The organism is Arthrobacter sp. BF1, assembly GCF_056680215.1.
This window is the reverse complement of record NZ_CM155271.1, coordinates 2,308,040-2,330,274: the sequence shown is the minus strand read 5'-3', so window position 1 is coordinate 2,330,274 and position 22,235 is coordinate 2,308,040. Positions and strand designations below refer to the sequence as shown.

The window sequence follows — 22,235 nt, the reverse complement described above, 5'->3', positions numbered from 1 at the left end:
CAACTCGGGTGATGAGTTGATCATCAACAGGAACCCCTAATTTCCTGGATGACATTGGGCCGGATGCTGAACCCGCCGATCATGCGGTCGCGTGACTGATGGTGCCCGCTCAGTCACGGCCGTTCAGTGAGCTGCGTGCACATGTTCCACAGGCGTTGGCGGGCTTGCGGGTCCGAACCCATGCCCGGCGTCGGGAGTTCTTTGCGCTTGGACCACAGCTTGCCGGTAGCTCCCGCTGCGTCGCTTGACGTGGCAAGCCAGAGCGCCGTGTCTGCCGCCTTTTCGGCTGGCACCCCAAGAATGTTCGTTATCCAGCGGAACGGGCCCCCGACGTCCTGCAGCAGCGAGGTGTTCCTGATCAGTCCCGGATGAACGGCATTGGCCACCACGCCTGAGCCACGCAGCCGCTCAGCGAACTCCTGCGTGAGGAGCACGCGGGCAAGCATGGTGGACGGGGTGGAACGGAGGTAGCTGTATTTGCCTTTCGCTGTCTGAAGGTCATCAAAGTTGAGCCGGGCATTTCCATACCTGGAGGCCACATTCACGATGCGGGACGTCCGCGTTACCCGGACCGGTTGGTCAGGAGCAACATCCCCCGCCCCGGCAGCGTTCCGGAGCACGTCCAGTAAGAGTTTGGTCAACAGAAAGTAGGCCACCACATTGGTGGCGAAGGTCAGTTCGAGGCCGTCGGGGGTTACGTGGCGCTCTTTGCGGAACACGCCCGCTGCGTTAACGAGCACGTCCAGCCTGTCATGGCGGGAGAGGAAGTCCGCCACTGCAGTATGGATGGAGGCCTGGTCCGAAAGGTCGCAGATCAACGGCTCCAGCTGAGCGGCAGGAACACGCGCGCGGATGGCCTCTATTGCTTCCGCCGTCCGCGTTGTGGAGCGCGTAACGAGCACCACCCGGGCACCCTCGAGCGCAAGGCCCGTTGCGATCGCGTTTCCCAGGCCGCCCGCCGCACCCGTTACCAGAGCCAGGGTGCCATCCATGGATCCCATCCCGCTTCCTGCCCTCCTGAAGTCCTGCCCAACCTCCAGCTTCACTCCGCAGCGGCGAGGAGCGTAGGGCCATCCGACCCCTTCCTACCTGGCGCGCGGGGGAGGAGTAGGCTGGAATGACCGTCAGGCAGAGCGCGGCCGCAAGCAAGACTGGGCATGGAACCCCCAGCATCCGGAAAGGTTGCCCATGGCTGCCCGACTTCCCCGCACCTATCCCGCCGCAGACATCACCGGCCACGTCGAGGACCTCGTTTTGAACTGTCCTGACCTCGCCGGCTTCCTCGAAGACCTCGCCGCATTCTGCGCCGAGCAGCAGGCCTACTTTTCCGGGGATGTGTCCTGCGGGATCACTGTTCTCAGAGCCTCCGGCAGCCCGGATCTGGGTGCCTCCGATGAAGCCACGCGCACTCTTGAGGCGGCTCAGACCGCCAATAGGGAGGGTCCGGCGTTGACCGCCGCAACGGATGAGTCGATGGTCTTTGTGCCCGATCTGAGGACCGAGGAACGCTGGCCCGGCTTTGTTGATGCCGCCAGGCGCCAGAAAGTGCCGTCCGTCCTGGCGTTGGCGGTGCCGCTGGAAGGGGTAGCCAGTGCCGGGATGAGCTTTTACAGCCTCAGGCCACATGGCTTCGGCAGGGAGGCAATCGTCAGTGCGCACGCTTTGGCTGCTGACGCGTCCAAGGGACTGCGCCTTGTACTCAGGATCGCGTCACTGCGGGAGTCGGAGCATAATCTCCGGACCGCTATGGCGGCCCGTCCACCCATAGACACCGCGGTCGGTGTCATCATCGGGCAGGAGCGGTGCAGCCAGGATGTTGCGCTTGAATGGCTTTTCCAGGCTTCGCGGACACGCGGCCTGAGCATTCACGAGCTGGCGGCCGAGATCGTCGCCTCTGCCAGTGCCGCCCATCCGACCAGGATCCATTCGGACAACTGAGCATGCGCCGGTGCGGGAGGACAAAAGATCCTGCTGCGGCCTCGACGCGGCGTGGTTGAGTTGGTGGATGACGGATCACCGCCTGGCACTGAAAGCCGTGAAGGGATTCCATACATTTGCCTGGTTCAGCATCGAGGCATGCATGGTGTTTGTGCTGTATTCCGGGATCCGGAGACGGACCGACCGGCGCGTGGGACAGGCTGCCGCCGTTGTTGCCGGTGAGATCCTGATTTTTGCCGCCAACGGTTTCCACTGTCCGCTGACGCCGCTGGCTCGTCGGCTCGGGGACCCCACCGGTTCCGTGACAGACATCTATCTCCCCAGGTGGTTTGCCCACAACCTGCCGGCCATCCACGTACCGCTGATCGTTATAGCGGTGATCCTCCATGCACAAAACCTCAGGTCCGCCAGAGCCCGGGCAAGGGGAGGGGTGAGGGGCCAGGACGGACTCCACGAAAATCGTTAGCGCAGCAGTCTCATCGCAGCGCTGTTGTGGGTAGCGTTCGGCGCTGCGCTGTTCCCCTTGTGGTTACGGTCCAGGCTCGACGTCGCCGCTCCGCAGGCAGTAGTCGTCCGGGTCCAGCACGCTAAGGATGCGTTTGCCGATGCTGCCGAGCTGGCGCGACTGCGCCTTGGTCAGGGGATCAAATACCAGTGTGCGGACGGCCTGCACATGACCCGGAGCAGTACCGACGATTTTTGCCCAGCCATCATCGGTGAGCGTGGCCAAGGTGATGCGCCCGTCGGTGGGGTCAGGGGAGCGGCGGACCCAGCCCCGCTTTTCAAGCCGGCTCACCACCTGGGACAGGCGGGGGAGGCCGGACTCGGTGAAACCGGCCAGATCGCTCATCCGGCGCGTGCGGTCCGGCGCCTCGGACAGGCCTGCCAGGACCATGTACTCAAAGTGGCTCAAGCCCGCGTCACGCTGCAACTGGGCATCCAATGCAGACGGCAGTTTCATCATCACGCCCACCAGGGTCAGCCACGCCTCGCGTTCGTCGCTGGTTAGCCAGCGGGGCTCCTCGGGTTGTTCCATGGGGCAAGTCTAGGACATTTACTTCATGTGTGAAGTTTTTAGTCCTCCAGATCACTTGCATCGTGAACTCATCGCCACTACTATTTACTTCAACATTCAAGTACTTTCGTTCCGACCTCCCGAGGAGCACATATGACCGTCCTGACCGAGACCGTCGCGCGGCCATGTGAACAACCTGCCGCCGTGCGCAGCCAGGTCACCGTCCCGCTGCGCTTCCCGGACGGCTTCACCGCCACCGCCGAGGTGATGACCTTCCACGGCCTGGCCGACGGCAAGGAACACCTCCTGCTCGGACTCGGCCAGTGGGAGCAGACACTCCTGGACCAGGGGCCCGAAGGCGCCGCACCGCTCGTCCGGCTGCACAGCGAATGCCTCACCGGCGACGTCTTCGGCAGCGAGCGCTGCGACTGCGGTCCCCAGTTGCGCGAGGCTGTCGAGGCGATTGCCGCCGTCGGAGGCTTCCTGCTGTACCTCCGCCAGGAGGGGCGCGGCATCGGCCTGTACTCGAAGCTTGACGCGTACGCCCTGCAGGACACGGGCCTTGACACCTATGAAGCCAATGTGGCGCTGGGGCGCGGGGAGGACGAGCGGGATTACACTGCCGCCGCCCAGATGCTCGGCGCCCTCGGCGCCGCCCGGATCCGCCTCCTCACCAACAACCCGGACAAAGTGGGGCAACTGACCGCCCTCGGCGTTGATGTGACGGAGCAGGTCCCCACGGGTGTGCATGTGTCCGAAGCCAACCGGCATTACCTGGCAGCCAAGCGGAACCATACCGGTCATACCATCGACCTTCCGGCCGCGGACTTCCCGGGGACCTCCGGGACCGCCACCTTGCCGGCCGGGGATTTCTCCGGGACCGCCGCTGCGATTCCGACCCATGACGAGCTGCTGGCCCGGGTGGACGCCCTGATTCCCCGGCTGCGGGAGCGTGCAGGCGAAACCGAGGAGCTCCGCCGCATCCCGGCCGCAACCATTGCCGAACTGAAGGCCGCAGGTGTCTTCCAGATGCTCGCACCGAAGGCTGTGGGCGGATTCGGGATGGGGCTTGAAACCTATGTGCAGGTGGTCCGCCGCCTCGCGCAGGGTGACGCCTCCACGGCATGGAGCGTCGGCCACCTTGTTGAACACGTGTGGATGCTGGCCCGCTGGCCGCAGCAAGCACAGGACGAAGTCTTCGCCAACGGCCCCGCTCCCTTGGCTGCGGCAACCGGAGCCCCTCCCGGATCAGCGGAGACGGTCCCCGGCGGGTTCGCCATTTCCGGCCGCTGGAGCTTTGCCTCCGGCGTGATGCACTCTGACTGGGCGCTCCTTGCAGTCCAGCACGGCGACGTGCGCCTGCAGTGCCTGGTCCCGATGGCGGACCTTGAATTGCTGGACGTGTGGCACACGGCCGGCCTGCGGGGGACCGGCAGCAACGATCTCCGGGCAGAGAACCTCTTTGTCCCGGCGCACCGTGCCCTCGAATGGAATCTGCTGGCAGCCGCTGACAACCCGGGAAGCTTCATCCATCCGGATCCCAGCATCCACATCCCCATGGCCACGTTCCTGAACATGGTTGCCCCGGCGGCCGCTCTCGGTGCTGCGGAGCACGCGCTGGAAGAGTTCCGCAGCCTGATGATGGTGCGCAAGGTGAAGCAGACCGTGGAGAAACGCCAGGCGGATTCGCCCCTTGCCCAGGCCCGGTTCACCCAGGCGTATGGCCAGGTTGCCACCGCACGCCTGCACTGGGAGGAGGCTGTCCGCGTGGTGTCCGCGTCCTTCGGACGCCGGCCTGTTGCATTCACCGATGAGGAGCGTGCACAGTACCGGCTTTCCCTCGGCCTCAGCGGCCAGGCCTCGGCCGAGGCAGTCCGGCTCATCCTGACCGGCTCGGGCGGCAGCGTGCACCGCCTGACGCACCCGCTCCAGCGGATCCAGCGCGACGTCAATGTCCTGCTCAACCACGCCTCGCTGACCATGGACCCCATCCTGGAACAGGCCGGCAGGGGGCTCCTGGACCTCGAGTTTACGATTCCGGCAGAGCAGTTCTAGCCGGCTCGGGTCCGATTTACTGGAAGTCAGCCAGCCACAGGTCCGGGCCGAACACCTCATACTGGATGTCCTTGGCCGGAACGCCCTTGGCGATCAGGGCACTCCGTACCGCCTGCAGGAACGGCAGCGGCCCGCAGAGGTAGTATTCGGCGTCCAGCGGCAGCTCCACGGCATTGACGTCCATGAAGCCTTGGAAGCTTGAACCGGACGGGCCCTGATCCTCTGCCGGATTCACGAACCAACTGTGCAGGGATCCCTCAGGCATCCGGCCGATGTCCTCGGTCACCTGCTGGCGGAGTGGAAACGACTCCGGACTGTCATCAGCGTGCAGGAGCATCACCTGGCGCTGCGAGCCGGCCTTCACCAGGTGGGAGAGCATCCCGGCCATGGGGGTGATGCCGATGCCGGCGCTGGCCAGCACCACAGGCCTGTCGGTGTACTCCAGCACCACATCGCCGAACGGGGCTGAAAGCACCACTTCGTCGCCGACGTTCACGTCCTGGTGCAGGAGGTTGGACATCTCGCCGTCAGGGGTGGCGAGCCCATGGACCCTTTTGACAGAAAAATGCCGGTGCTGCCCATCATCGGCGCGGGTCAGGCTGTACTGGCGCGGCTGGTGTACGCCGTCCTTCATGGGCATCTTGATGGTCACGTACTGCCCGGGCAGGGACGGCTTCACGTCCCGTTCATCAGTCCTTTCCACCACAAAAGTGACCACGTCGGCTGTCTCCTGGATGCGCTGGGCCACCCGCCAGGTGCGCCAGATGGTCTCCGGGGAAAGATGCACCGCGCCGTAGAGCCCGCGTTCCTTGTTGATCAGCATGTTCCCCATCAGCCAGTACACCTCGTCCCAGGCCGCCGCGACCTCGGGGGTGACAGCATCCCCGAGCACGTCCACAATGGCCCAGAACAGGTGGTCGTGGACAATCTGGTACTGGTCCGGGCTCAGGCCAAGCGAGACGTGCTTGTGGGCAACGCGGGACAACAGGTGGTCCGGCAGCTGGTCCGGCTTATCCACGAGGTAGGTGGCGAAGGCGGCGATTGATCCGGCCAGCGCCTGTTGCTGGCGGCCGTCGGCCTGGTTTCCGCGGTTGAACAGGCCGTCGAGCAGGTCCGGCCTCGCCTCGAACATGTGTTTGTAGAACCGTTTGGCGATTTCTTCGATGTTTTCACCCACCACAGGCAGCGTTGCCTTGATGACGGGGAGGGCAGAGTCAGAGAGCATGGTGCGTCCTTCCGTGATGACCGGCTGAACCCAGCGGCGAACCGGCTTGGCCGAGCCAATGTAGCAGTGCCGCCGCGCTCGGAGAAGGGACTTATGGATGTAGCCAGCGCGCAGTGGCACACTCGGTTCCATGCGTGAATTCGTTGCCCTCGGTACAGCTTCCCAGGTCCCCACCCGGACCCGTAACCACAACGGCTACCTGCTGCGGTGGGATGGCGAGGGCCTGCTCTTTGATCCCGGCGAGGGCACACAGCGCCAGATGCTTTACGCCGGGGTGCCTGCCACCCAGATCACTCGCATTTGCCTCACCCACGTGCACGGTGATCACTGTTTCGGGCTGCCGGGCGTGCTTTCCCGGATGGCGCTGGACGGCGTGAGCCATCCGGTCCACCTGCACTACCCGGCATCGGGGGAGGACGTGGTCCGTGCCCTGGTGTTCGTCAGCACCCCCGGAATTGACCTCAGGTTGTACCCGCATGGTGGCGCCGGAACCATAGCGCCGGGGTTGCAGGTTCGGCCCCTGAAGCACCGTATCGATACGTACGGTTACAGGCTGGACGAGCCCGCTGGCCGCAGTCTCCTGCCGGACAAGCTCGCCGCGGCCGGGATCCAGGGCGCTGACGTGGGGCGCCTGCAGCGAACGGGAGTTCTCGGCGGTGTCCGCCTGGAGGACGTGAGCGTTCCCCGGCCGGGCCAGAGCTTCGCGTTCGTGATGGACACGGCACCTTGCGCGGGTGCCGAGGACCTGGCGGACGGGGTTGATCTGTTGGTGGCCGAGTCGACGTTCAGTGACGATGACGGCGAGCTTGCCAGGCAGTACTCCCACCTCACCGCAGGGCAGGCGGGGGAGTTAGCGGCCAGCGCCGCCGTCGGCACGCTGATCCTTACTCACTTCTCTTCGCGGTACGGCGACGACGTGACGCAACTCGAGGACCAGGCACGGGGCCGCGCTCGCGGCTCAACAGTTATGGCAGTCAACGACCTGGACCGGATCGCCTTCCCGAAACGGCGGCGGCTGCCCTAGGCGGGGCCGGAAATGTTGTGTGCCCCTTGCAGGACGGCGTGCTTCGGAGCAGGATGTGAGCCTCACGCGAGGAGGCCTGCCATGGTCCGGCTTGGAAAGTTTGAACGGTACCTGATCGAGGAATTCTTCGATGATTACCGTGCCGGTGCTATGACGCAGCGGACCTTCACGCGGCGGGTCGCCTTCATCACGGGCAGCATGGCCGCCGCGTCGGCCGCGATGTTGCTGGTGGGCTGCACGCCGGAGGAAGTCCCGCGCAGCACCGACCCGATGCCCACGCCGGCGCCCTCAGCCTCGACGGCGGGCACGGGCGCCGCTGCGGGACCGGTACCGGGGGCGAAGAGCCCGCTGTCCGTCCCCGAGGGCGCCGCAGGATTGACGACGGCGACAGTCCGGTTCGCCGCCGGCGGCACTGACATCAGTGGTTGCCTCGCCCGGCCGGATTCAGGTGCAGCGGGCCCGGCAGTGCTGGTCTGCCACGAGAACCGCGGGCTGACACCGCACATCAAGGACGTGGCGCGCCGGTTCGCCAAAGCCGGTTATGCGGCGCTGGCCCTGGACCTGCTGAGCAGGGAAGGAGGCACCGCCAGCCTCGATCCGGACGCGATTTCCGGGGCACTGACCAGTGCCGGGCCAGCACGGCATGTTGCCGACTTCGCTGCGGCCTTTGACTACCTGCAGGGTCAGGACTTTGTGGAGTCCGGACGCATCGCCATGAACGGGTACTGTTTCGGCGGCGGCATCACCTGGCAGACGGCTACCGAGCTGCCCGGCCTGAAAGCCACCGCGGCGTTTTACGGGCCGGCCCCTGACCTGAACAAGGTGCCGGCCATCAAAGCTGCCGTACTAGGGGTGTACGCCGAGCTCGACAAGCGTATTACCGGCGCGATGCCGGCCCTCCGCGATGCCCTCGACGCCACCAGGGTGACGCATCAGCTCACTGTTTACCCGGGCGTGGACCACGCCTTCCACAATGACACCGGGGAGCGCTATAACCAGACCCAGGCGACTGCTGCCTGGAATGACATGCTGTCCTGGTTCGGGCAGCACGTGTGAGTATGCAGCAGCGGCCGACGACGGCGGGCGGCCGGGTGCCGCGCGCCGCCGTCCAACCGGCCGGGATCACGCTACGCGGACGAAGGATGCGCCCTGGAGCCAGCTGATGGAGTGGACCTCGGTCTTGAAACCGTCCACGCCTCCGCTGACAACCTGGCCGTTGCCGGCGAAGACGCCGACGTGTCCGGCGGTGATTACCAGGTCACCCGGGGCAGGTGTGCCAACAACGTTTCCGTACTGGAAGAACTGGCCGGGAGCCAGGTCTCCAACACTCTTGCCGACTGAGCGCAGTGCCTTCTCCACCATGGCGGTGCAGTCCTGCTGTACACCGAGCTGGGAGTAGGCGTTGGCCAGGATTGCGGAGCCTGCTGAGCCGGCCGGGGCCTGGGCCGGAGCCGAGGTTGACGCCAGCTTGATGCCGGTGTTGGTGGGAGCGGCCGGGGCCGCGACGGCCTTGGCTGCCGGTGCTGGTGCCGGAGCCGCTGCGGGTGCCGCAAAGGCCTGCCCGGCGGCGGGGAGCTGGATCTGGTCGCCCGGGTAGATGATCGACGTCAGCGACAGGCCATTGGCGGCCAGGACGTCGTTGAGTGCTACGCCGTTAGCCGCGGAGATCTGGCCGAGGGTGTCGCCGGAAACGACGGTGTGGACATTGGCTGCTGCCGCTGCAGGGGCCGGAGCCACGGCTGCGGCCGGTGCGCTGACCTGGCCCTGTGCAATGGCTGTTCCGGAATCGTCAGGTCCGTGGACGCCGGCGTGAGCCGGTGCGCTGACGCCGAAAAACAGTCCGGATGCGGCAGCGACTACAAGGGCCGGCCGTCCGATCATCAGGGCGCGGGACGTGGTGGTGGTGGCTGCACGGTGGCGTGCGGCAGTGTACTTCTTGGACATGGTTGATTGCCTCTCCCATGCCTGCGGGGTGAGCTGTCGGGTTCGGGTTGGAGAGACCCGGCCGGGATCGCCGTCGTTAGGGACGGGACGAATGCCGACTTAACCCCAAGGCCTCAATAGGCCGTGGAAACGTGGTTCCCCCGTCCCTGCCAGTTGCATTGCGTCTGGGGTCCCGGGTCAGTGGCAGGGCTCGGCATACTGACGGGAATGTCCCGGCTTTGAACCAGGGCACCTATCGACCATAACCGCCGCTTTTCCCGAATGTCACATTCCGATAACGGAATGTAGGGCCGGAATTCACCCAGCCAAGTCGTTGGATTTTTCATCCGTAAGCCACGACCATGCAGGTCACGGCCCGGCATCCGTATATGCCCGGTCAGGTCATCTAACTGATGGTTGTATCTCAAAATAAAGACGCCGGAAGGTCTTCAAAGCACCGATAATGGTTCGTGAGCCCCCATCCCGGTGCCGCGCCGGGACGGCACCAAGGGTGGTTCTGAAGGCGAGAGAGGGACGCCATGAGCGATGTTCTGAATCAGCTCTTTACGGCACTAAATGCCCATGACCTTGAAGCCGCCGCGGCGCTCTTCCACGAAAACTACCGAAGCGAACAGCCCGCGCATCCCGGGCGGGCCTTCACGGGCCGAGCGCAGATGCATGCCAACTGGGAGGCCATGTTCGCCGGAATCCCGGACTTCCGGTCGGAAGTGAGGCGCACTGTTGACGACGGAAACACCACCTGGGTCGAATGGACATGGACTGGCACCCGCACGGACGGCCAGCCGTTTCAGGTGCGCGGGGTGGCGCTGTTCGAAGTGGAAGACGGACTGATTACAGCCGGCCGGCTGTACCTGGAAGACGTCGAACGCGCGTGGATCGATATTGAACAGGCGGTCCAGTCGCTGTCCGGACGCCGGCCCCGCACTGCCGGCGGTTAACTCCCGGGCGGCGGTTTGCCCGGTAAGCTCACGAACTATGTCCCCGTTTGCACAAAAAGTGCGGCTGCCCGGTGTCGCGGCAGTACTCGCCCTGGCTGTGGCCGCATCGTTCTCCTTCCTGCCCGCGCACGCCGCCGACGAGGCGCCTCCCGGTGGGTTTCCTTCCTGGCAGGACGTGGAGAAGGCCAAGCAAAGTGAGGCCGGCACGGCCGCTGAAGTCACCAGAATCGGGGACCTGCTCGGTGGCCTGCAAACCCAGGCCGAGGCGCTGGGCAATGCCGCCGTAACCGCTGCTGCCGATTACGCTGTGGCACAGTCCGCACTTCAGGCGGCCAGCTCCCGGGTGGAGGCCCTGGCTGCGCAGGTGGCCCATGCCCAGGCGGAATCGAGCCGGCACAAGAAGGAGATCGGGGCCCTCGCCGTGCAGTCCTACAAGACCGGTGGCACAAACATGGGATTTTTCATGGCGCTGGACGCCTTGCAGACCAACAGCCTCCACGGCCTGGACATCGTCCGGATCGTCAGTGACAAGACGGCGTTACTGGTCCACAAGTCAGCGGAGTCGGAACAAATCTCGGCAGCGCTGGCCGAGCAGGAGCGTGCCGCAAAGACGGAGCGTGAACGGCTGGCCGGAATTGCCGAAGCAAAGCTTGGCTCAGCACAGGCAGCCCAGCGTGCGGTGTCGCAGCAGGTCGCGGAGCAACAGCAGCACAGCGATGAACTCACCGCCCAGCTCGCCTCACTCAAGGGAACCACCGCAGCAGTGGAAGGAGAATTCCGGCAAGGCCAGGCTGCCCTCGCTGCCTACGAGCTGTCGCAGGCCGCCAAAAGGGCGGCAGCGGAGGAGCAGGCACGCCGGCAGGCTGATGCCGCGGCCAAGGCTGCTGCCCAGGCCCCGGCGAACCCGGCACCCCCGAACCCGGCTCCCGGAGTTCCTGCTCCAGTACCTCCGGCGGAGAGTCCGACGCCGACTCCGCCGCCCGTCGTCGTCGTGCCTTCCATTCCCGGCGGCGCGGTAAATGATCCCGCCGGTGCGAGGAATTACGCCGCCGGGCGGCTGTCCGCCTTCGGCTGGGGCCCGGACCAGTTCCAGTGCCTGGCGCAGCTGTGGACGAAGGAATCCAACTGGCTGACCACGGCCACCAACCCGGACTCCGGCGCGTATGGAATCGCGCAGGCGCTGCCCGCCAGCAAGTACGCGAGCGCCGGCAGCGACTGGCTCACCAGCTACCGCACCCAGGTCGAATGGGGGCTTGCCTACATCCTGAACCGCTACGGATCTCCCTGCGGCGCCTGGAACCACTCCGTGATCAAGAACTGGTACTGACAGCCGCTGCTACCCGTTGAACCGGTTGCGGTCCGTCCTTTTCCCCGCAACCGGCTCCCCGACCACGGGAATGAAGGGACGGGGGCGGGACGGCGATAGGCTTTTCCCATGGCTGATTTTGAGCGGTTCCGGATTATGCTGGAGGAAGAGCGGGGCCGGAAACTGGCGCTGCTTCCGGCACTCCGGGCGGACATCTCGTCGGCCAATGCCGCCCGCCAGGACTCCAATGTGGATGATGAACACGACCCTGAAGGCGCCACCATTGCCTTCGAACTGTCGCAGGCCTCGGCGCTGCTGAACCAGAGCAGCGCCGGACTGGCCGAGGTTGAAGCCGCCCTGCATAGAATTTCTGACGGCACGTACGGGGTGTGCGCCGTCTGCGGTGGTCCCATCGCCGAAGGCCGCCTGGAGGCCAGGCCCTGGACCCCCTTCTGCATCGAGCACGCCGCCGCCGGACGCCAGGGCCGGAGGTGACGCCCGTGAATCAAACAGTGCAGGACGCTGCCGGCTTCATCGATGCCACGCTGCAGAACGAAGGCACCTGGTACCGGGCAGAGGAAGTGGAGTCACGCGTGGGCGGGGCCCTCAGTTCCTATGGAGCATCTGTGGGAGCCGTGAGGGGCACCGTCCGGGACGCCGATACGAAGTTCAAGGGCCTTGGCCACGATGACGTGACAGCGCTGGCCTCGCAGCTCTGGGGCCAGCCCGGACCGGGCAGGCGGGCCGTCTATGAGCGCAGGCTCGCCGCCGTGGTGCTGCTGCAGTCCCGCGTTGTCCTGCTGCGCCATTCCGACCTGACCAGGCTGGAGGGCTTCATCCGGTCAGCGCACACAGCCGAGCTGGTTGACCCCCTGATCGCCGACGTCGTGGTTCCCCTGCTGGCGGCGCTGGACGGCATGGACCGCCAACGTGCCAATGTGGTGATCGCGCGCTGGAGCCAGGACCCTGACGAGTGGGTCCGCCGCGCCGCGGCCCTGACCGCTGACATCACAGCCCGTACGGCCTGAGATCATGACCAACAGAAGGAGAAGCCCATGACCAACCCCTACAACCTGGAACGCTTTGTTGAGGCGCAGAACAGCGGCGGAACCTACGGGCAGGCCCTGTCGGAGCTGCAGCTCGGCAACAAAAGCAGCCACTGGATGTGGTTCATTTTTCCGCAGATCGCCGGCCTCGGCAGCAGTTCCACATCCGTGAAATACGCCATCACCTCCTTGGCGGAAGCCCAGGCCTACCTCAAGCACGACGTTCTGGGGCCACGCTTGCTCGAGTGCAGCACAGCCCTGGCCACCCACACCGGCCGTACCGCCGTCGACATCCTCGGCGGCATTGATGCGAAAAAGCTGCACTCCTCCATGACGCTGTTCCTCCGCGCTGCACCTGGCGAGACCGTTTTCAAGACGGTGCTGGCACAATTCTTCGACGGCGAACCCGATCCCGCCACCGACGAACTGCTCGCCGCGGCCAGGGACTGAGCCGTCGCCGGACAGCAATCACGGCCGGACAACGGTCACGGCGAAGGCGTGCCGCCGCAGCCCCTGTTACTGCTGGCTGCCGAGCCGTACTCTGGGGCTTGGAGGTGATTGCCATGGAGGCAACTCAAGGGGACAGGATCATCGTGCGGGGCAGGACTGTAGGGTCGTCCGACCGGCACGGGGTGATCGTGGAAGTGCGGGGCGACGAAGGCCATCCGCCGTACCTGGTCCGCTTCGACGACGGACACGAAACGGTCATGTACCCCGGCGGTGATTTCGCCGTCGAACGCGGGCACGCAGGCCAGCCAGGCTGACACGGGACGTCGTGCCGCATGCGGGGACGGGCGGTCACCTGTCAGACTTGGGGCATGGACCATTTCCAGGCTGCCACGTCCGCCGATGCAAGTTCCCGCGTTCCCCCCGCCCTGCGTGGTCCGCGGGACCCCGGTGACGCCTGGGTTGAGGGCGACCGCGGCAGGTTCTGGGGCAGGTTCGGTGCCGCCGGTGTGCTGGCGTACGACCCCTACAAGGGGATCCTCCTCCAGCACCGTGCACTGTGGAGCCACAACGGCGGAACCTGGGGACTGCCCGGGGGCGCCCTTCACCACGGCGAGGATGCCGTCACGGGTGCCCTCCGGGAAGCCTACGAGGAAGCAGCAGTTCCGGCGGACGGTGTGGATGTGCTTTTCACCTCCGTGCTGGACGTCGGCTACTGGACGTACACCACTGTTGCGGTCCTGGTGATTGCACCCTTTGATCCCGTGATCAGCGATCCGGAAAGCCTCGAACTCCAGTGGGTACCCCTGGGGGAGATGGGCAGGAAGGAACTGCACCCCGGCTTCGCACAGGCTTGGCCGCACCTGCAGCCACGCCTCCTCGACGGGGCCGTGCGGAGCCAGTAGGGCCAGTCAGTAATCTTTGCCGTACTCCGCATTGACCAGGATGGGCAGGTGGTCCGACTTGCCCCGCGGCAGGGTTTCCACGCTGGCAATGTCCAAACCCAGCGAGGTGGCGAAGTCGAAATGGCCCTTGAACACCTTGTAGCGGGTGTAGGTCCGGCGGTTGCTGAGGGACAAGGCGTAACCCGAGTTCTTCATGTGGACGTGCAGGTTCTTGGTGAAGAACGGATAGTTGAAGTCACCCACCATCAGCGTCATCAGGCCGCTGCCCATGCTGAGCAGCTCCGCGTGGGCGGCATGGATCTGTTTTCTCCGCAGCGAGTTCGATGCAGTGAGGGGAGCCGCGTGGAACGAACCGATCACCAGCTCGTGCTGGGTCTCGTTGTCCATCACGCGGGTACCAATCAGCCGCTCATGGGCCGGTGCCAGGACCCTGTCATGCACTGACTTCTTCAGCGCAAAGGACTGCGTGTCCACGGCGGTGAACCGGCCCGTCCGGTAGTAGATGGCCAGTCCCAGGCGGTTGCCCTTGGTGGTATCCGCGAGGCGTAGGGGACCGAGCGCGTCCGGCAGCTCGCCGGCGTCCACTTCCTGCAGGCAGAGGGCATCGACGGCAAAATTCCGTGCAAGCGCGAGCAGTTCGCCGCTCGCTTTGTGCTTCCGGAGGTTGTAGCTGATGACGCGCATTCGTGGAGCACCTCGCTTCGAGGTCACTGATAGGACCAATTTCCGAGTCTAGTCCGAATGGAAGCCGCGGGCGCCGCAACTTTGTTTCGTTCATCACCCCGGGGCCGGCACGGACTAGGGTTAATGATCATTCACCCAGAAATGTCAGAAGGGGCCAACGTTGACCAAGGAACTGCCTGAACTTGCCCAGGGGGCCTTCTACTATCAATCGCTGGGCGGCGGCCGCTTCCGCTCAACGATTCATGCCCAGGGCGCCTGGAACGAGCACGAACAGCACATGGCGCCTGCCGCCGGCCTGATGGCTGACAGCCTGGAGCGGCATGAACCCCGGGCAGACATGCGGATGGCCCGGCTGAGCTATGAGATCCTCGGCCTGATTCCCGGCGGCGAATTCCACATAGAAACCGCCACGCTTCGTCCGGGCCGGACCATCGAGTTGCTGCAGGCAGAACTGGTTGCCAATGGCCGTGTGGCCATTAGGGCCACTGCGTGGCGGATGATCACCAGTGACACAGCAGCGGTGGCCGCCGTCGAGGATGCCGCCATTCCTGCGCCGGATGAATGCAAACCGTTCGACGGCGCCGCCATCTGGCCAGGCGGGTACATCCGGTCCCTTGAAATGCGCGTCGCGGAGGGGCACCGGGACGGAGCCGGAACGGTCTGGCTGCGAACCCGGCACCCACTGACGGACGTGGCAGACAGCAGCGACTTCACCCGCCTGATGGGCCTGGTGGACACGGCCAACGGGATCGCGGCCAGGGTCGCCCCGGGCGAAAACAGTTATGCCTTTCCGAACCTGGACCTGCAGATCCACATGTACCGCCGGCCCGGGGGCGAATGGCTTGGCCTGGACAACGCCGTTTCCTTCGGCGCTGACGGAATCGGACTGACCTCCACCGTCCTCCATGACCTCCAGGGACCTTTCGGTCGTGCAGAGCAGATCCTGACCCTGCGCCGGACCTGACGCTGCCGGCTACTCCTTAGCCCTCCACTCCCTGTAGGCGCGTACCGCGTTGTGGACTGTGGGGTAGAAGTGGTCTGCGCTGAACCTGGAACTGGCACCGAAGCGGACCAGTCGGTCCTTGATCGGGCCCTTCATTTCGGCGAAAACCAGGCTGACGCCGCCCAGCGCCAATTCATCGTCGAGCTGCACCAGCTCGTCCAGTGCCGTTGTATCCAGGCCGGTGATCGGTTCGGCGGCCACAATCACCCACTTCACCGGCGAGGGTGCGCCGTCCACCAGGCTGCGGATGTGGTCCGCGAATACTTCGCCATTGGCAAAAAACAGGGGTGCGTCAAAGCGTGCGATGACCAGCCCCTCGATCCGCCTGCCCTCAGGGTGCCTGTTGAGGTCGTGGAAGCCGGGCACACCGTCCACACTTGCCAGTTCGGTACGGTAAGGGTCCCAGGCCCGCCGGACGAACGCCACGAGCGAGAGCACGATTGCCACCACAATGCCCTACAGGACTCCCACAAAGGCCACGCCCAGGAACGTGACCACCAGGAGGAGGGTCTCCATCTTGCTCATCCTGATCAGGCGCAGGAGTGTCTTCACGTCAACAAGGGATGCCGCCGCGACGATCACCACGGCAGCGAGCGTCGCGGTCGGAAGGAAAGCCGTGACGCCCGGCACGAGAATCATGAACAGCACCACAAGCAACGCAGCCACCACTCCGCTCAGCGGGGACCTCCGGCCTGCGTCGAGCACAATGGGGGTGCGCGAGGAACTTCCGCTCACCGGAAAGCCGCCGAGTAGGCCCGTGGCCATGTTGGCGATCCCCAGTGCACCCATTTCCTCGTTGCCGTTGACCCTTTCCCCGCGGCGACCCGCGAGGCTTTTGGACAGGGTGGACGTGTCCGCGAAGGCGATCAGGGCGATGCCTGCTGCCGGGCCTATGAGCGTCCTCACCTCGTCCCAGCCGATCCCTCCCAGCGCCGGCGAGGGCAGCCCCTGCGGGAGGGCTCCGACCACCGGTAACTGCCCGGTGAGGTCCAGCGCGGCCACCAGGGCGATGGCCCCGGCCACGGCAAACATGACGCTGGGCACTTTCCACGGCAGGAAGCGACCTGCCACGATCACGGCCAGGCTAGCTGCCCCGACGCCCAGGGCCACGGGGTTGATTTCGCCGCTGAGGACGGAACCGGACAGGGAACCCAGGCGCTCAACCAGGGTCCCGCCGGAGCTGTCGATGCCCAGCAGGCGCGGAAGCTGGCTGACGGTGACAGCCAGCGCAATGCCGTTCAGGTACCCGACGCGGATTGGTTTGGACAGCAGGCCGGTAACAAATCCCAGCTTGAGGATCCGCCCGGCAAACAGGAAGGCGCCAATCAGGATCGCGAGGACTCCCGCCATGGGCACAGCCTGCTCCGGGTCGCGTCCGGCCAGGGGAGGATGGCGGCCGCGATCATGGGTGCCAGTGACGAGTCCGGCCCCACAATGACAACCCGGGACGGCCCGAACAAGGCGTAGAAGATCATGGGTACGACGGAGGCGTACAGCCCGTTCACGGCAGGGAGACCGCTGGCCTCGGCGTACGCCATGCCTGCCGGCACCAGGGCTGCGCTCAGGGCTGCGCCGGCCACCAGGTCAGGCTTCAGCCATGCCTTTTTGTAGCCGCGGGCCACGCGAACGCCCGGTATCGCCCTGCTGATCCAGTCGTGCCGCACGCGGGCCTCCCAAAAAGTCCAGTCAGGCGGCCGGGGGCTCCTGCGCCGGAGTGGAATCCTGACCATATTCGGCGGTCACGAGGATGGGCAAATGGTCTGACGCGCCACGTGGCAGCGTCTCCACGTTCTCGATGTTCAACCCCAGTGACGTGGCAAAGTCGAAGTGGCCCTTGAACACCTTGTACCGCGTGTAGGTCCTGCGGTTGCTGAGCGATAGCTCGTACCCGGAATCCTTCATGTGTTCGGTGAGGTTCTTGGTGAAGAACGGGTAGTTGAAGTCACCCATCATCAGGGTCATCAGGCCAGTCCCCATGCCCAGCAGTTCCTTATGGGCCGCGTTGATCTGGTTGCGCCGCAGCGAGTTGGTGGCCGTTAGCGGCGCCGCGTGGAACGAGCCAATGACCAGTTCATGATCGGTCTCGATGTCCCGCACCCGGGTTCCGATGAGCCGCTCATGTGCCGGCGCCAGGACCATGTCGTGCAGGGACTTCTTCAGCGCAAAGGTATTGGTGCCGTGCGCGGTGAACCGGTCCGGCCGGTAGTAGATGGCCAGCCCCAACCGGTTCCCTTTGGTCGAATCGGCCAGTTGGAGGTGACCTAAGGTGTCCGGCAGATCAGTGGTGTCGCACTCCTGCAGGCACAGGGCATCAACGCCGAAATCCCGGGCTAAGGCCACCAGTTCCCCGCTGGCCTTGTGCTTGCGAAGGTTGTAGCTAATGACTCGTATCAGTGGATTGCCTCTCCTGGAGGAGTGTGGGGGTGCCGCCGGTTTCTGAGTTTAGCCACCCGGCGCCGAACGGCACGTCATAGTCCGTTCGTGTCAGGTAGCTTTTGCCGGGAGCCTGGTCAGGTGGACCGGAACACGAGCCAGCCGGCGAGGGTGGACAGCCCGGTCAGCGCGGCTCCCCAGAGAATGTCCACCACAATAAGCTGCAGCGGCCATGTTTTGAGGGTGGCGGCATTGGTGAGGTCATACGTTGCGAAGGCAAAGGCACCCAGCGCGGCTCCGTAGCCGACGGCGGTCAGCCAGCTGCCGCCGTCGAGCGCCGGCCGCAGGGCGAAGAAGAGAATCCCCGCTATGTACATGACATAGAAAGCCACGGCGTAACCTAAGTGGGGCTTGTCAGCGAGCAGTTCACCGATGTGGCTGCGGTAGAACGGGTTCATCAGCTTGAGCCAGATGGAGTCGATGACCGCGAACGCGGCGGCAACGACAAGGAATTGCATTATGACCATAAGGGAGCTTAGCAACATGCAGGACGTCAAGGCCGACCGGACGCTCACCGTGGTGCGGCAGGATCATACTCTTGGCGCTGAGCGGGACCTGGAATTCGGCCTGGAACTGCTGAACTTGGCCAAGACCGGCGGGATCGGTCCCACCCTCCGGTTGTACCGGCCCGCCCCGACTGTTGCTTTTGGCCAGCGGGACACCCGCCTGACGGGCTTCGAGGCGGCTGCGCAGGCCTGCCGGGACCATGGTTTTGAGCCTCTGGTGCGGAAGGCGGGCGGCCGCGCCGCCGCCTATCACGAGGGCACTTTGGTGGTTGACCACGTCATGCCGGACGCAGATGCCATCGCCGGCTCCAAAAGCCGGTTCAGTTTCTTTGGTGAGCTGCTGGCACAGGCGCTGCGGGACGTCGGCGTGCAGGCCGCCGTCGGCGAGATCCCCGGCGAATACTGCCCCGGCGAGTTCAGCGTCCACGGCACCCACCCAGGGGATCCCACCCACCGGATCAAACTCGTTGGCACGGCGCAGCGTGTGGTGAGCGGCGGCTGGCTGTTCAGTTCGGTGATTGTGGTGGAAAACTCCGCCCCCATCCGCGCCGTCCTGACGGACAGTTATGCGGCCCTTGGCCTGGACTGGGACCCGGCCACCGCCGGGGCGGCAGACGATCTTGTACCGGGGCTGACAGTCCAGGCAGTTGAGGATGCGGTAATTGCCGCCTACGCGGGCCACGCGTCCCTGCAGCATGCCGGCTTTGGCAGCGTGTACGGCAGGGAAGCGTAGCCCGCCTCGCTGGTGCGGCTTTAGTGGCCCCTGGCGATCCACTCATCCAGGTGCGGGGCTTCGGCGCCGATGGTGGTGGTGTCGCCGTGCCCGGTCCGGACCACCGTTTCGGCCGGGAGCGGCAGCAGCCACGTCCTGATCGACTCGATGATGGTGGGGAAGTCACTGTAGGACCTGCCGGTGGCTCCCGGGCCGCCCTGAAACAGGGTGTCGCCGCTGAAGACCGTGCCCTCGCCGTCGGGCCCGTCAGCCAGGTGGAAGGACACCGAGCCCGGCGAATGACCTGGCGTGTGCAGAGCCGTCAGGCTCGCTCCCGCCACTTCGAACACGTCACCGTGGTTGATGCGGACGTCCGGCTCCACGTCCGGGTAGACACTCTTCCAGAGCATCCAGTCGGCCTCGTGCAGGTGGATGGGGGCCTGGACAAGGTCCCAGAAGTCGCCCACCGAACGGATGTGGTCGTCGTGGCCGTGCGTCAGCAGGATTGCCTTGAGCTTCCGGTTACCCACCGCCGCGGCAACAGCCTTGGCATCGTGCGCCGGATCAATCACCACGCACTCGGTGTCGTTGCCCACGATCCAGACGTTGTTGTCCACATCCCAGGTCCCGCCGTCGAGCGAAAACGTCCCGGAGGTGACCAGACGGTCGATCCGCAGCGGACCGCCATCGGTGCCTGCTGCCGGCGAGGAAGCCGCGCTCACAGCTCCACCACCGATCGCAGCACCGAACCGGAGTGCATCTTCTCGAACGCTTCCTCCACCTGGTCGATGGTGATCCGCTCGGTCACAAAGGCGTCCAGGTCCAGCTTCCCCTGCTGGTAGAGGCTGATCAGCATGGGGAAGTCCCGGGACGGCAGGCAGTCGCCGTACCAGGAGGACTTCAGCGAGCCGCCGCGGCCAAAGACATCCAGGAGCGGCAGTTCCAGGGTCATGTCCGGGGTCGGGACACCCACCAGCACCACGGTGCCGGCGAGATCGCGCGCGTAGAAGGCCTGCTTGTACGTTTCGGGACGTCCGACGGCGTCGATCACCACGTCAGCGCCGAAGCCGCCGGTGAGTTCCCGGATTTTCTCCACCGGGTCCGAAGCCGAGGAGTCCACGGTGTGGGTGGCGCCGAGTTCCAGGGCGCGGTCGAGCTTTTTGGCATCGATGTCGACGGCGATGATGGTGGTCGCGCCTGCGAGCGCGGCACCGGCGATGGCGGCCACGCCCACACCGCCGCAGCCGATCACGGCGACCGAATCGCCGCGCTTGACCCCGCCGGTGTTGATGGCGGCCCCGAGTCCCGCCATCACGCCGCAGCCGAGCAGGCCGATGGCGGCAGCATCGGCGTCGGGATCCACCTTGGTGCACTGCCCTGCGGCCACCAGGGTCTTTTCGATGAACGCGCCGATGCCCAGGGCGGCGGAGAGCTCAGTGCCGTCTTCAAGGGTCATCTTCTGGGTGGCGTTGTGGGTGTTGAAGCAGTACTGCGGTTGGCCCTTGGCGCAGGCGCGGCATTCGCCGCAAACAGCCCGCCAGTTCAGGACCACGCGGTCGCCCGGGACGACGTTGGTGACGTCGGGGCCCACGGCGCTGACAACGCCGGTGGCCTCGTGGCCCAGGAGGAATGGGAAGTCATCGCTGATGCCGCCCAGTTTGTAATGCAGGTCGGTGTGGCAGACGCCGCTGGTGAGGATGTCCACCAGGGCCTCGCCCGGCCCCGGATCCGGGACCAGAATGGTCTCCAGAGTGACCGGGGCGCCCTTGGAGCGGGCTACGACACCTTTGACTTTATGGACCACGGAAGGCTCCCTCAATGCAGATAGACAGAACGGGACCAACCCTGGGGTTGGTCCCGTTCTGTCTACCACATGAGCTGCCGGACTTAGGCTGCGAGGCGGCTCTTTACCTCGGCCAGTGAGGGGTTGGTGGCGGCGGTGCCGTCCGGGAAGAGCACAGTGGGGACGGTCTGGTTGCCGCCGTTGAGCTGCTCCACGAGTTCGGCGGTGCCCTCCACCTCTTCGATGTTGATCTCCGTGTAGCCGATGCCCTGCGCGTCCAGCTGCTTCTTCAGCCGGTTGCAGTAGCCGCACCAGGTGGTGGAAAACATGGTGATGGTGCCGTTCTCGGGGGTAAAGTCCACGGAGCTCTCCTGAATTCGTTGTGGGGGGTTCGTTCTCCTCAACGGTAACCCGCGGCGGGCTATTCCCTGTGGCTGCGCCGCCGGATGACGGCACCGGCTGACAAGGCATAACGGTGATGGCATGCTGGTGCCATGTGTGGACGCTATGTGATGGCCCGGGCCGTGGGTGACCTGCTGGCAGAATTTGATGCCCGGCTGGAGGAGGAAGTGCAGCTTCCGCCGTCATGGAATGTAGCGCCAACGGATGAGGTGCCGATTGTCCTGGAACGGCTCATTGATGATGAAGCGGTCCGGCAGCTGCACGTGGCACGCTGGGGCCTGGTGCCCTCGTGGGCGAAGGATCCGGGCATTGGCGCCAGAATGATCAACGCCCGGAGCGAGAGCGTGTTGGAGAAGCCTGCCTTCCGCAAGGCCGTGAAGTCACGTCGCTGTGCTGTGCCGGCGGACGGGTACTACGAGTGGAAGCAGGGGACCGGCAAGGTAAAGCAGCCCTACTATGTCCATCCGGGATCTGACAGTGGTCTGGTGTTTGCCGGCCTGTACGAATGGTGGAAGGACCCGTCCAAGGCCGACGGCGATCCTGGCCGGTGGATGCTCTCCACCTCCATCCTCACCGCGGATACTCCGCCGCCCGGTGCCGAGTCCACGGTGTTCGGCAAGCTCACCGAGCTGCACGACCGGGTGCCGCTGCCCATGGACCGGGCAACCATGGCCTCGTGGCTTGATCCGCAGATCGACGACGCCGCCTTCCTTGTGGATCTTGTCCGCGCCCATGTCAAAGACGTTGCGGCCGACTGGCACGTGGATTCAGTGGGCCGAGAGGTGGGAAACGTGCGCAACAATTCTCCGGAACTCATCCGGCCCGTGGAGGCCCTGTTCTAAAGGGGACACGTCCCGGACGGTGACTGT

28 protein-coding genes and 1 riboswitch are annotated in these 22,235 nt (G+C 65.3%); of the genes, 15 read left to right on the top strand and 13 right to left on the bottom strand.

From position 1 onward, the window contains the following. Window positions 1–113: 113 nt before the first annotated feature. Window positions 114–1,001, bottom strand: a complete 888-nt coding sequence (locus tag AC1MCD_RS10925; protein WP_498671862.1) for an SDR family NAD(P)-dependent oxidoreductase — start codon at window positions 999–1,001, stop codon at window positions 114–116. 187 nt (window positions 1,002–1,188) lie between these two features. Between AC1MCD_RS10925 and AC1MCD_RS10920 the strand changes: the two genes are divergently transcribed. Together AC1MCD_RS10920 and AC1MCD_RS10915 are read left to right on the top strand one after the other, a co-directional pair. Next, window positions 1,189–1,938: an ANTAR domain-containing protein gene (locus tag AC1MCD_RS10920; RefSeq protein ID WP_498671860.1), complete on the top strand. Its 750-nt coding sequence runs from the start codon at window positions 1,189–1,191 to the stop codon at window positions 1,936–1,938. A gap of 67 nt (window positions 1,939–2,005) precedes the next feature. Beyond that, entirely contained in the window at window positions 2,006–2,404 is a 399-nt protein-coding gene (locus tag AC1MCD_RS10915; RefSeq protein WP_498671858.1) for a hypothetical protein, read from the top strand. A 63-nt stretch (window positions 2,405–2,467) separates the two neighbouring features. Here the strand turns inward: AC1MCD_RS10915 and AC1MCD_RS10910 are convergent, their stop codons facing one another. Continuing rightward, entirely contained in the window at window positions 2,468–2,974 is a 507-nt protein-coding gene (locus tag AC1MCD_RS10910; RefSeq protein ID WP_498671856.1) for a MarR family winged helix-turn-helix transcriptional regulator, read from the bottom strand. Window positions 2,975–3,106: 132 nt separating this feature from the next. Between AC1MCD_RS10910 and ribA the strand changes: the two genes are divergently transcribed. Further along, window positions 3,107–5,008: a GTP cyclohydrolase II RibA gene (gene ribA / locus AC1MCD_RS10905; protein ID WP_498671854.1), complete on the top strand. Its 1,902-nt coding sequence runs from the start codon at window positions 3,107–3,109 to the stop codon at window positions 5,006–5,008. A 16-nt stretch (window positions 5,009–5,024) separates the two neighbouring features. Here the strand turns inward: ribA and AC1MCD_RS10900 are convergent, their stop codons facing one another. After that, on the bottom strand, window positions 5,025–6,233 hold the full coding sequence (locus AC1MCD_RS10900) for a globin domain-containing protein (RefSeq protein ID WP_498671852.1): 1,209 nt from the start codon (window positions 6,231–6,233) through the stop codon (window positions 5,025–5,027). A gap of 130 nt (window positions 6,234–6,363) precedes the next feature. Between AC1MCD_RS10900 and AC1MCD_RS10895 the strand changes: the two genes are divergently transcribed. Both AC1MCD_RS10895 and AC1MCD_RS10890 read left to right on the top strand, forming a co-directional pair. Continuing rightward, window positions 6,364–7,257, top strand: a complete 894-nt coding sequence (locus tag AC1MCD_RS10895; RefSeq protein WP_498671850.1) for a ribonuclease Z — start codon at window positions 6,364–6,366, stop codon at window positions 7,255–7,257. A gap of 81 nt (window positions 7,258–7,338) precedes the next feature. Further along, window positions 7,339–8,313, top strand: coding sequence for a dienelactone hydrolase family protein (locus tag AC1MCD_RS10890; protein WP_498671848.1), 975 nt, complete (start codon window positions 7,339–7,341; stop codon window positions 8,311–8,313). Between the two features lie 66 nt (window positions 8,314–8,379). On the opposite strand, the gene AC1MCD_RS10885 is transcribed toward AC1MCD_RS10890, so the two are convergent. After that, window positions 8,380–9,201 carry a LysM peptidoglycan-binding domain-containing protein gene (locus AC1MCD_RS10885; RefSeq protein ID WP_498671846.1) on the bottom strand — a complete coding sequence of 274 codons (822 nt, stop codon included), beginning with the start codon at window positions 9,199–9,201 and terminating at the stop codon, window positions 8,380–8,382. A 3-nt stretch (window positions 9,202–9,204) separates the two neighbouring features. After that, window positions 9,205–9,369: riboswitch (cyclic di-AMP (ydaO/yuaA leader) on the bottom strand. 350 nt (window positions 9,370–9,719) lie between these two features. Between AC1MCD_RS10885 and AC1MCD_RS10880 the strand changes: the two genes are divergently transcribed. The 7 genes from AC1MCD_RS10880 to AC1MCD_RS10850 all read left to right on the top strand — a co-directional run bounded on the left by AC1MCD_RS10880 (window position 9,720) and on the right by AC1MCD_RS10850 (window position 13,843). Beyond that, window positions 9,720–10,139 (top strand): nuclear transport factor 2 family protein, encoded by a 420-nt coding sequence (locus AC1MCD_RS10880; protein ID WP_498671845.1) that lies wholly within the window; start codon window positions 9,720–9,722, stop codon window positions 10,137–10,139. A gap of 37 nt (window positions 10,140–10,176) precedes the next feature. Further along, a complete protein-coding gene (locus AC1MCD_RS10875) occupies window positions 10,177–11,466 on the top strand; it encodes a coiled-coil domain-containing protein (RefSeq protein ID WP_498671844.1) in 1,290 nt (429 codons plus the stop codon). A gap of 108 nt (window positions 11,467–11,574) precedes the next feature. Then, on the top strand, window positions 11,575–11,940 hold the full coding sequence (locus tag AC1MCD_RS10870) for a TraR/DksA family transcriptional regulator (RefSeq protein ID WP_498671842.1): 366 nt from the start codon (window positions 11,575–11,577) through the stop codon (window positions 11,938–11,940). Further along, on the top strand, window positions 11,937–12,473 hold the full coding sequence (locus AC1MCD_RS10865; protein WP_498671841.1) for a DNA alkylation repair protein: 537 nt from the start codon (window positions 11,937–11,939) through the stop codon (window positions 12,471–12,473). The genes AC1MCD_RS10870 and AC1MCD_RS10865 overlap by 4 nt, the downstream gene beginning before the upstream one ends. A gap of 27 nt (window positions 12,474–12,500) precedes the next feature. Next, window positions 12,501–12,941, top strand: a complete 441-nt coding sequence (locus tag AC1MCD_RS10860; RefSeq protein WP_498671839.1) for a DUF1810 domain-containing protein — start codon at window positions 12,501–12,503, stop codon at window positions 12,939–12,941. 113 nt (window positions 12,942–13,054) lie between these two features. Further along, a complete protein-coding gene (locus tag AC1MCD_RS10855; RefSeq protein WP_498671836.1) occupies window positions 13,055–13,255 on the top strand; it encodes a DUF1918 domain-containing protein in 201 nt (66 codons plus the stop codon). A 54-nt stretch (window positions 13,256–13,309) separates the two neighbouring features. Next, a complete protein-coding gene (locus AC1MCD_RS10850; protein WP_498671834.1) occupies window positions 13,310–13,843 on the top strand; it encodes an NUDIX domain-containing protein in 534 nt (177 codons plus the stop codon). Window positions 13,844–13,849: 6 nt separating this feature from the next. On the opposite strand, the gene AC1MCD_RS10845 is transcribed toward AC1MCD_RS10850, so the two are convergent. Then, a complete protein-coding gene (locus tag AC1MCD_RS10845) occupies window positions 13,850–14,527 on the bottom strand; it encodes an endonuclease/exonuclease/phosphatase family protein (RefSeq protein ID WP_498671832.1) in 678 nt (225 codons plus the stop codon). A gap of 160 nt (window positions 14,528–14,687) precedes the next feature. Between AC1MCD_RS10845 and AC1MCD_RS10840 the strand changes: the two genes are divergently transcribed. Beyond that, entirely contained in the window at window positions 14,688–15,491 is an 804-nt protein-coding gene (locus AC1MCD_RS10840; RefSeq protein ID WP_498671830.1) for a thioesterase family protein, read from the top strand. 9 nt (window positions 15,492–15,500) lie between these two features. Here the strand turns inward: AC1MCD_RS10840 and AC1MCD_RS10835 are convergent, their stop codons facing one another. The 5 genes from AC1MCD_RS10835 to AC1MCD_RS10815 all read right to left on the bottom strand — a co-directional run bounded on the left by AC1MCD_RS10835 (window position 15,501) and on the right by AC1MCD_RS10815 (window position 18,421). Continuing rightward, complete coding sequence (locus tag AC1MCD_RS10835) at window positions 15,501–15,977, bottom strand: STAS domain-containing protein (protein WP_498671827.1); 477 nt, start codon at window positions 15,975–15,977, stop codon at window positions 15,501–15,503. Window positions 15,978–15,986: 9 nt separating this feature from the next. Further along, window positions 15,987–16,880 carry a SulP family inorganic anion transporter gene (locus tag AC1MCD_RS10830; protein WP_498671824.1) on the bottom strand — a complete coding sequence of 298 codons (894 nt, stop codon included), beginning with the start codon at window positions 16,878–16,880 and terminating at the stop codon, window positions 15,987–15,989. Beyond that, window positions 16,856–17,194, bottom strand: coding sequence for a SulP family inorganic anion transporter (locus AC1MCD_RS10825; RefSeq protein WP_498671823.1), 339 nt, complete (start codon window positions 17,192–17,194; stop codon window positions 16,856–16,858). The genes AC1MCD_RS10830 and AC1MCD_RS10825 overlap by 25 nt, the downstream gene beginning before the upstream one ends. A gap of 22 nt (window positions 17,195–17,216) precedes the next feature. Further along, window positions 17,217–17,921: an endonuclease/exonuclease/phosphatase family protein gene (locus tag AC1MCD_RS10820; RefSeq protein WP_498678294.1), complete on the bottom strand. Its 705-nt coding sequence runs from the start codon at window positions 17,919–17,921 to the stop codon at window positions 17,217–17,219. A 119-nt stretch (window positions 17,922–18,040) separates the two neighbouring features. Then, the gene (locus AC1MCD_RS10815) at window positions 18,041–18,421 is read right to left on the bottom strand and encodes a DUF2177 family protein (RefSeq protein WP_498671822.1); all 381 of its coding nucleotides are present in this window, start codon (window positions 18,419–18,421) and stop codon (window positions 18,041–18,043) included. A 1-nt stretch (window position 18,422) separates the two neighbouring features. On the opposite strand from AC1MCD_RS10815, the gene AC1MCD_RS10810 reads away from it, so the two are divergent. Continuing rightward, complete coding sequence (locus AC1MCD_RS10810) at window positions 18,423–19,202, top strand: lipoate--protein ligase family protein (protein WP_498671820.1); 780 nt, start codon at window positions 18,423–18,425, stop codon at window positions 19,200–19,202. Window positions 19,203–19,222: 20 nt separating this feature from the next. Here the strand turns inward: AC1MCD_RS10810 and AC1MCD_RS10805 are convergent, their stop codons facing one another. The 3 genes from AC1MCD_RS10805 to AC1MCD_RS10795 form a co-directional block, all read right to left on the bottom strand. Beyond that, window positions 19,223–19,903 carry an MBL fold metallo-hydrolase gene (locus AC1MCD_RS10805; protein WP_498671818.1) on the bottom strand — a complete coding sequence of 227 codons (681 nt, stop codon included), beginning with the start codon at window positions 19,901–19,903 and terminating at the stop codon, window positions 19,223–19,225. Continuing rightward, window positions 19,900–20,985: an S-(hydroxymethyl)mycothiol dehydrogenase gene (locus tag AC1MCD_RS10800; RefSeq protein WP_498671816.1), complete on the bottom strand. Its 1,086-nt coding sequence runs from the start codon at window positions 20,983–20,985 to the stop codon at window positions 19,900–19,902. Before AC1MCD_RS10800 ends, AC1MCD_RS10805 begins: the two co-directional genes overlap by 4 nt. Before the next feature lie 83 nt (window positions 20,986–21,068). Beyond that, complete coding sequence (locus tag AC1MCD_RS10795; protein ID WP_108599279.1) at window positions 21,069–21,326, bottom strand: mycoredoxin; 258 nt, start codon at window positions 21,324–21,326, stop codon at window positions 21,069–21,071. A 150-nt stretch (window positions 21,327–21,476) separates the two neighbouring features. On the opposite strand from AC1MCD_RS10795, the gene AC1MCD_RS10790 reads away from it, so the two are divergent. Continuing rightward, complete coding sequence (locus tag AC1MCD_RS10790; RefSeq protein WP_498678291.1) at window positions 21,477–22,208, top strand: SOS response-associated peptidase; 732 nt, start codon at window positions 21,477–21,479, stop codon at window positions 22,206–22,208. Window positions 22,209–22,235 lie beyond the last annotated feature (27 nt).

Bases quoted from the DNA above. Each gene is read 5' to 3' on its own strand.
- AC1MCD_RS10925 (WP_498671862.1), bottom strand. From the start codon at position 1,001: ATGGGATCCATGGATGGCACCCTGGCTCTGGTAACGGGTGCGGCGGGC.
- AC1MCD_RS10920 (WP_498671860.1), top strand. From the start codon at position 1,189: ATGGCTGCCCGACTTCCCCGCACCTATCCCGCCGCAGACATCACCGGC.
- AC1MCD_RS10915 (WP_498671858.1), top strand. From the start codon at position 2,006: ATGACGGATCACCGCCTGGCACTGAAAGCCGTGAAGGGATTCCATACA.
- AC1MCD_RS10910 (WP_498671856.1), bottom strand. From the start codon at position 2,974: ATGGAACAACCCGAGGAGCCCCGCTGGCTAACCAGCGACGAACGCGAG.
- ribA (WP_498671854.1), top strand. From the start codon at position 3,107: ATGACCGTCCTGACCGAGACCGTCGCGCGGCCATGTGAACAACCTGCC.
- AC1MCD_RS10900 (WP_498671852.1), bottom strand. From the start codon at position 6,233: ATGCTCTCTGACTCTGCCCTCCCCGTCATCAAGGCAACGCTGCCTGTG.
- AC1MCD_RS10895 (WP_498671850.1), top strand. From the start codon at position 6,364: ATGCGTGAATTCGTTGCCCTCGGTACAGCTTCCCAGGTCCCCACCCGG.
- AC1MCD_RS10890 (WP_498671848.1), top strand. From the start codon at position 7,339: ATGGTCCGGCTTGGAAAGTTTGAACGGTACCTGATCGAGGAATTCTTC.
- AC1MCD_RS10885 (WP_498671846.1), bottom strand. From the start codon at position 9,201: ATGTCCAAGAAGTACACTGCCGCACGCCACCGTGCAGCCACCACCACC.
- AC1MCD_RS10880 (WP_498671845.1), top strand. From the start codon at position 9,720: ATGAGCGATGTTCTGAATCAGCTCTTTACGGCACTAAATGCCCATGAC.
- AC1MCD_RS10875 (WP_498671844.1), top strand. From the start codon at position 10,177: ATGTCCCCGTTTGCACAAAAAGTGCGGCTGCCCGGTGTCGCGGCAGTA.
- AC1MCD_RS10870 (WP_498671842.1), top strand. From the start codon at position 11,575: ATGGCTGATTTTGAGCGGTTCCGGATTATGCTGGAGGAAGAGCGGGGC.
- AC1MCD_RS10860 (WP_498671839.1), top strand. From the start codon at position 12,501: ATGACCAACCCCTACAACCTGGAACGCTTTGTTGAGGCGCAGAACAGC.
- AC1MCD_RS10855 (WP_498671836.1), top strand. From the start codon at position 13,055: ATGGAGGCAACTCAAGGGGACAGGATCATCGTGCGGGGCAGGACTGTA.
- AC1MCD_RS10850 (WP_498671834.1), top strand. From the start codon at position 13,310: ATGGACCATTTCCAGGCTGCCACGTCCGCCGATGCAAGTTCCCGCGTT.
- AC1MCD_RS10845 (WP_498671832.1), bottom strand. From the start codon at position 14,527: ATGCGCGTCATCAGCTACAACCTCCGGAAGCACAAAGCGAGCGGCGAA.
- AC1MCD_RS10830 (WP_498671824.1), bottom strand. From the start codon at position 16,880: ATGGCGGGAGTCCTCGCGATCCTGATTGGCGCCTTCCTGTTTGCCGGG.
- AC1MCD_RS10815 (WP_498671822.1), bottom strand. From the start codon at position 18,421: ATGCAATTCCTTGTCGTTGCCGCCGCGTTCGCGGTCATCGACTCCATC.
- AC1MCD_RS10810 (WP_498671820.1), top strand. From the start codon at position 18,423: ATGACCATAAGGGAGCTTAGCAACATGCAGGACGTCAAGGCCGACCGG.
- AC1MCD_RS10790 (WP_498678291.1), top strand. From the start codon at position 21,477: ATGGCCCGGGCCGTGGGTGACCTGCTGGCAGAATTTGATGCCCGGCTG.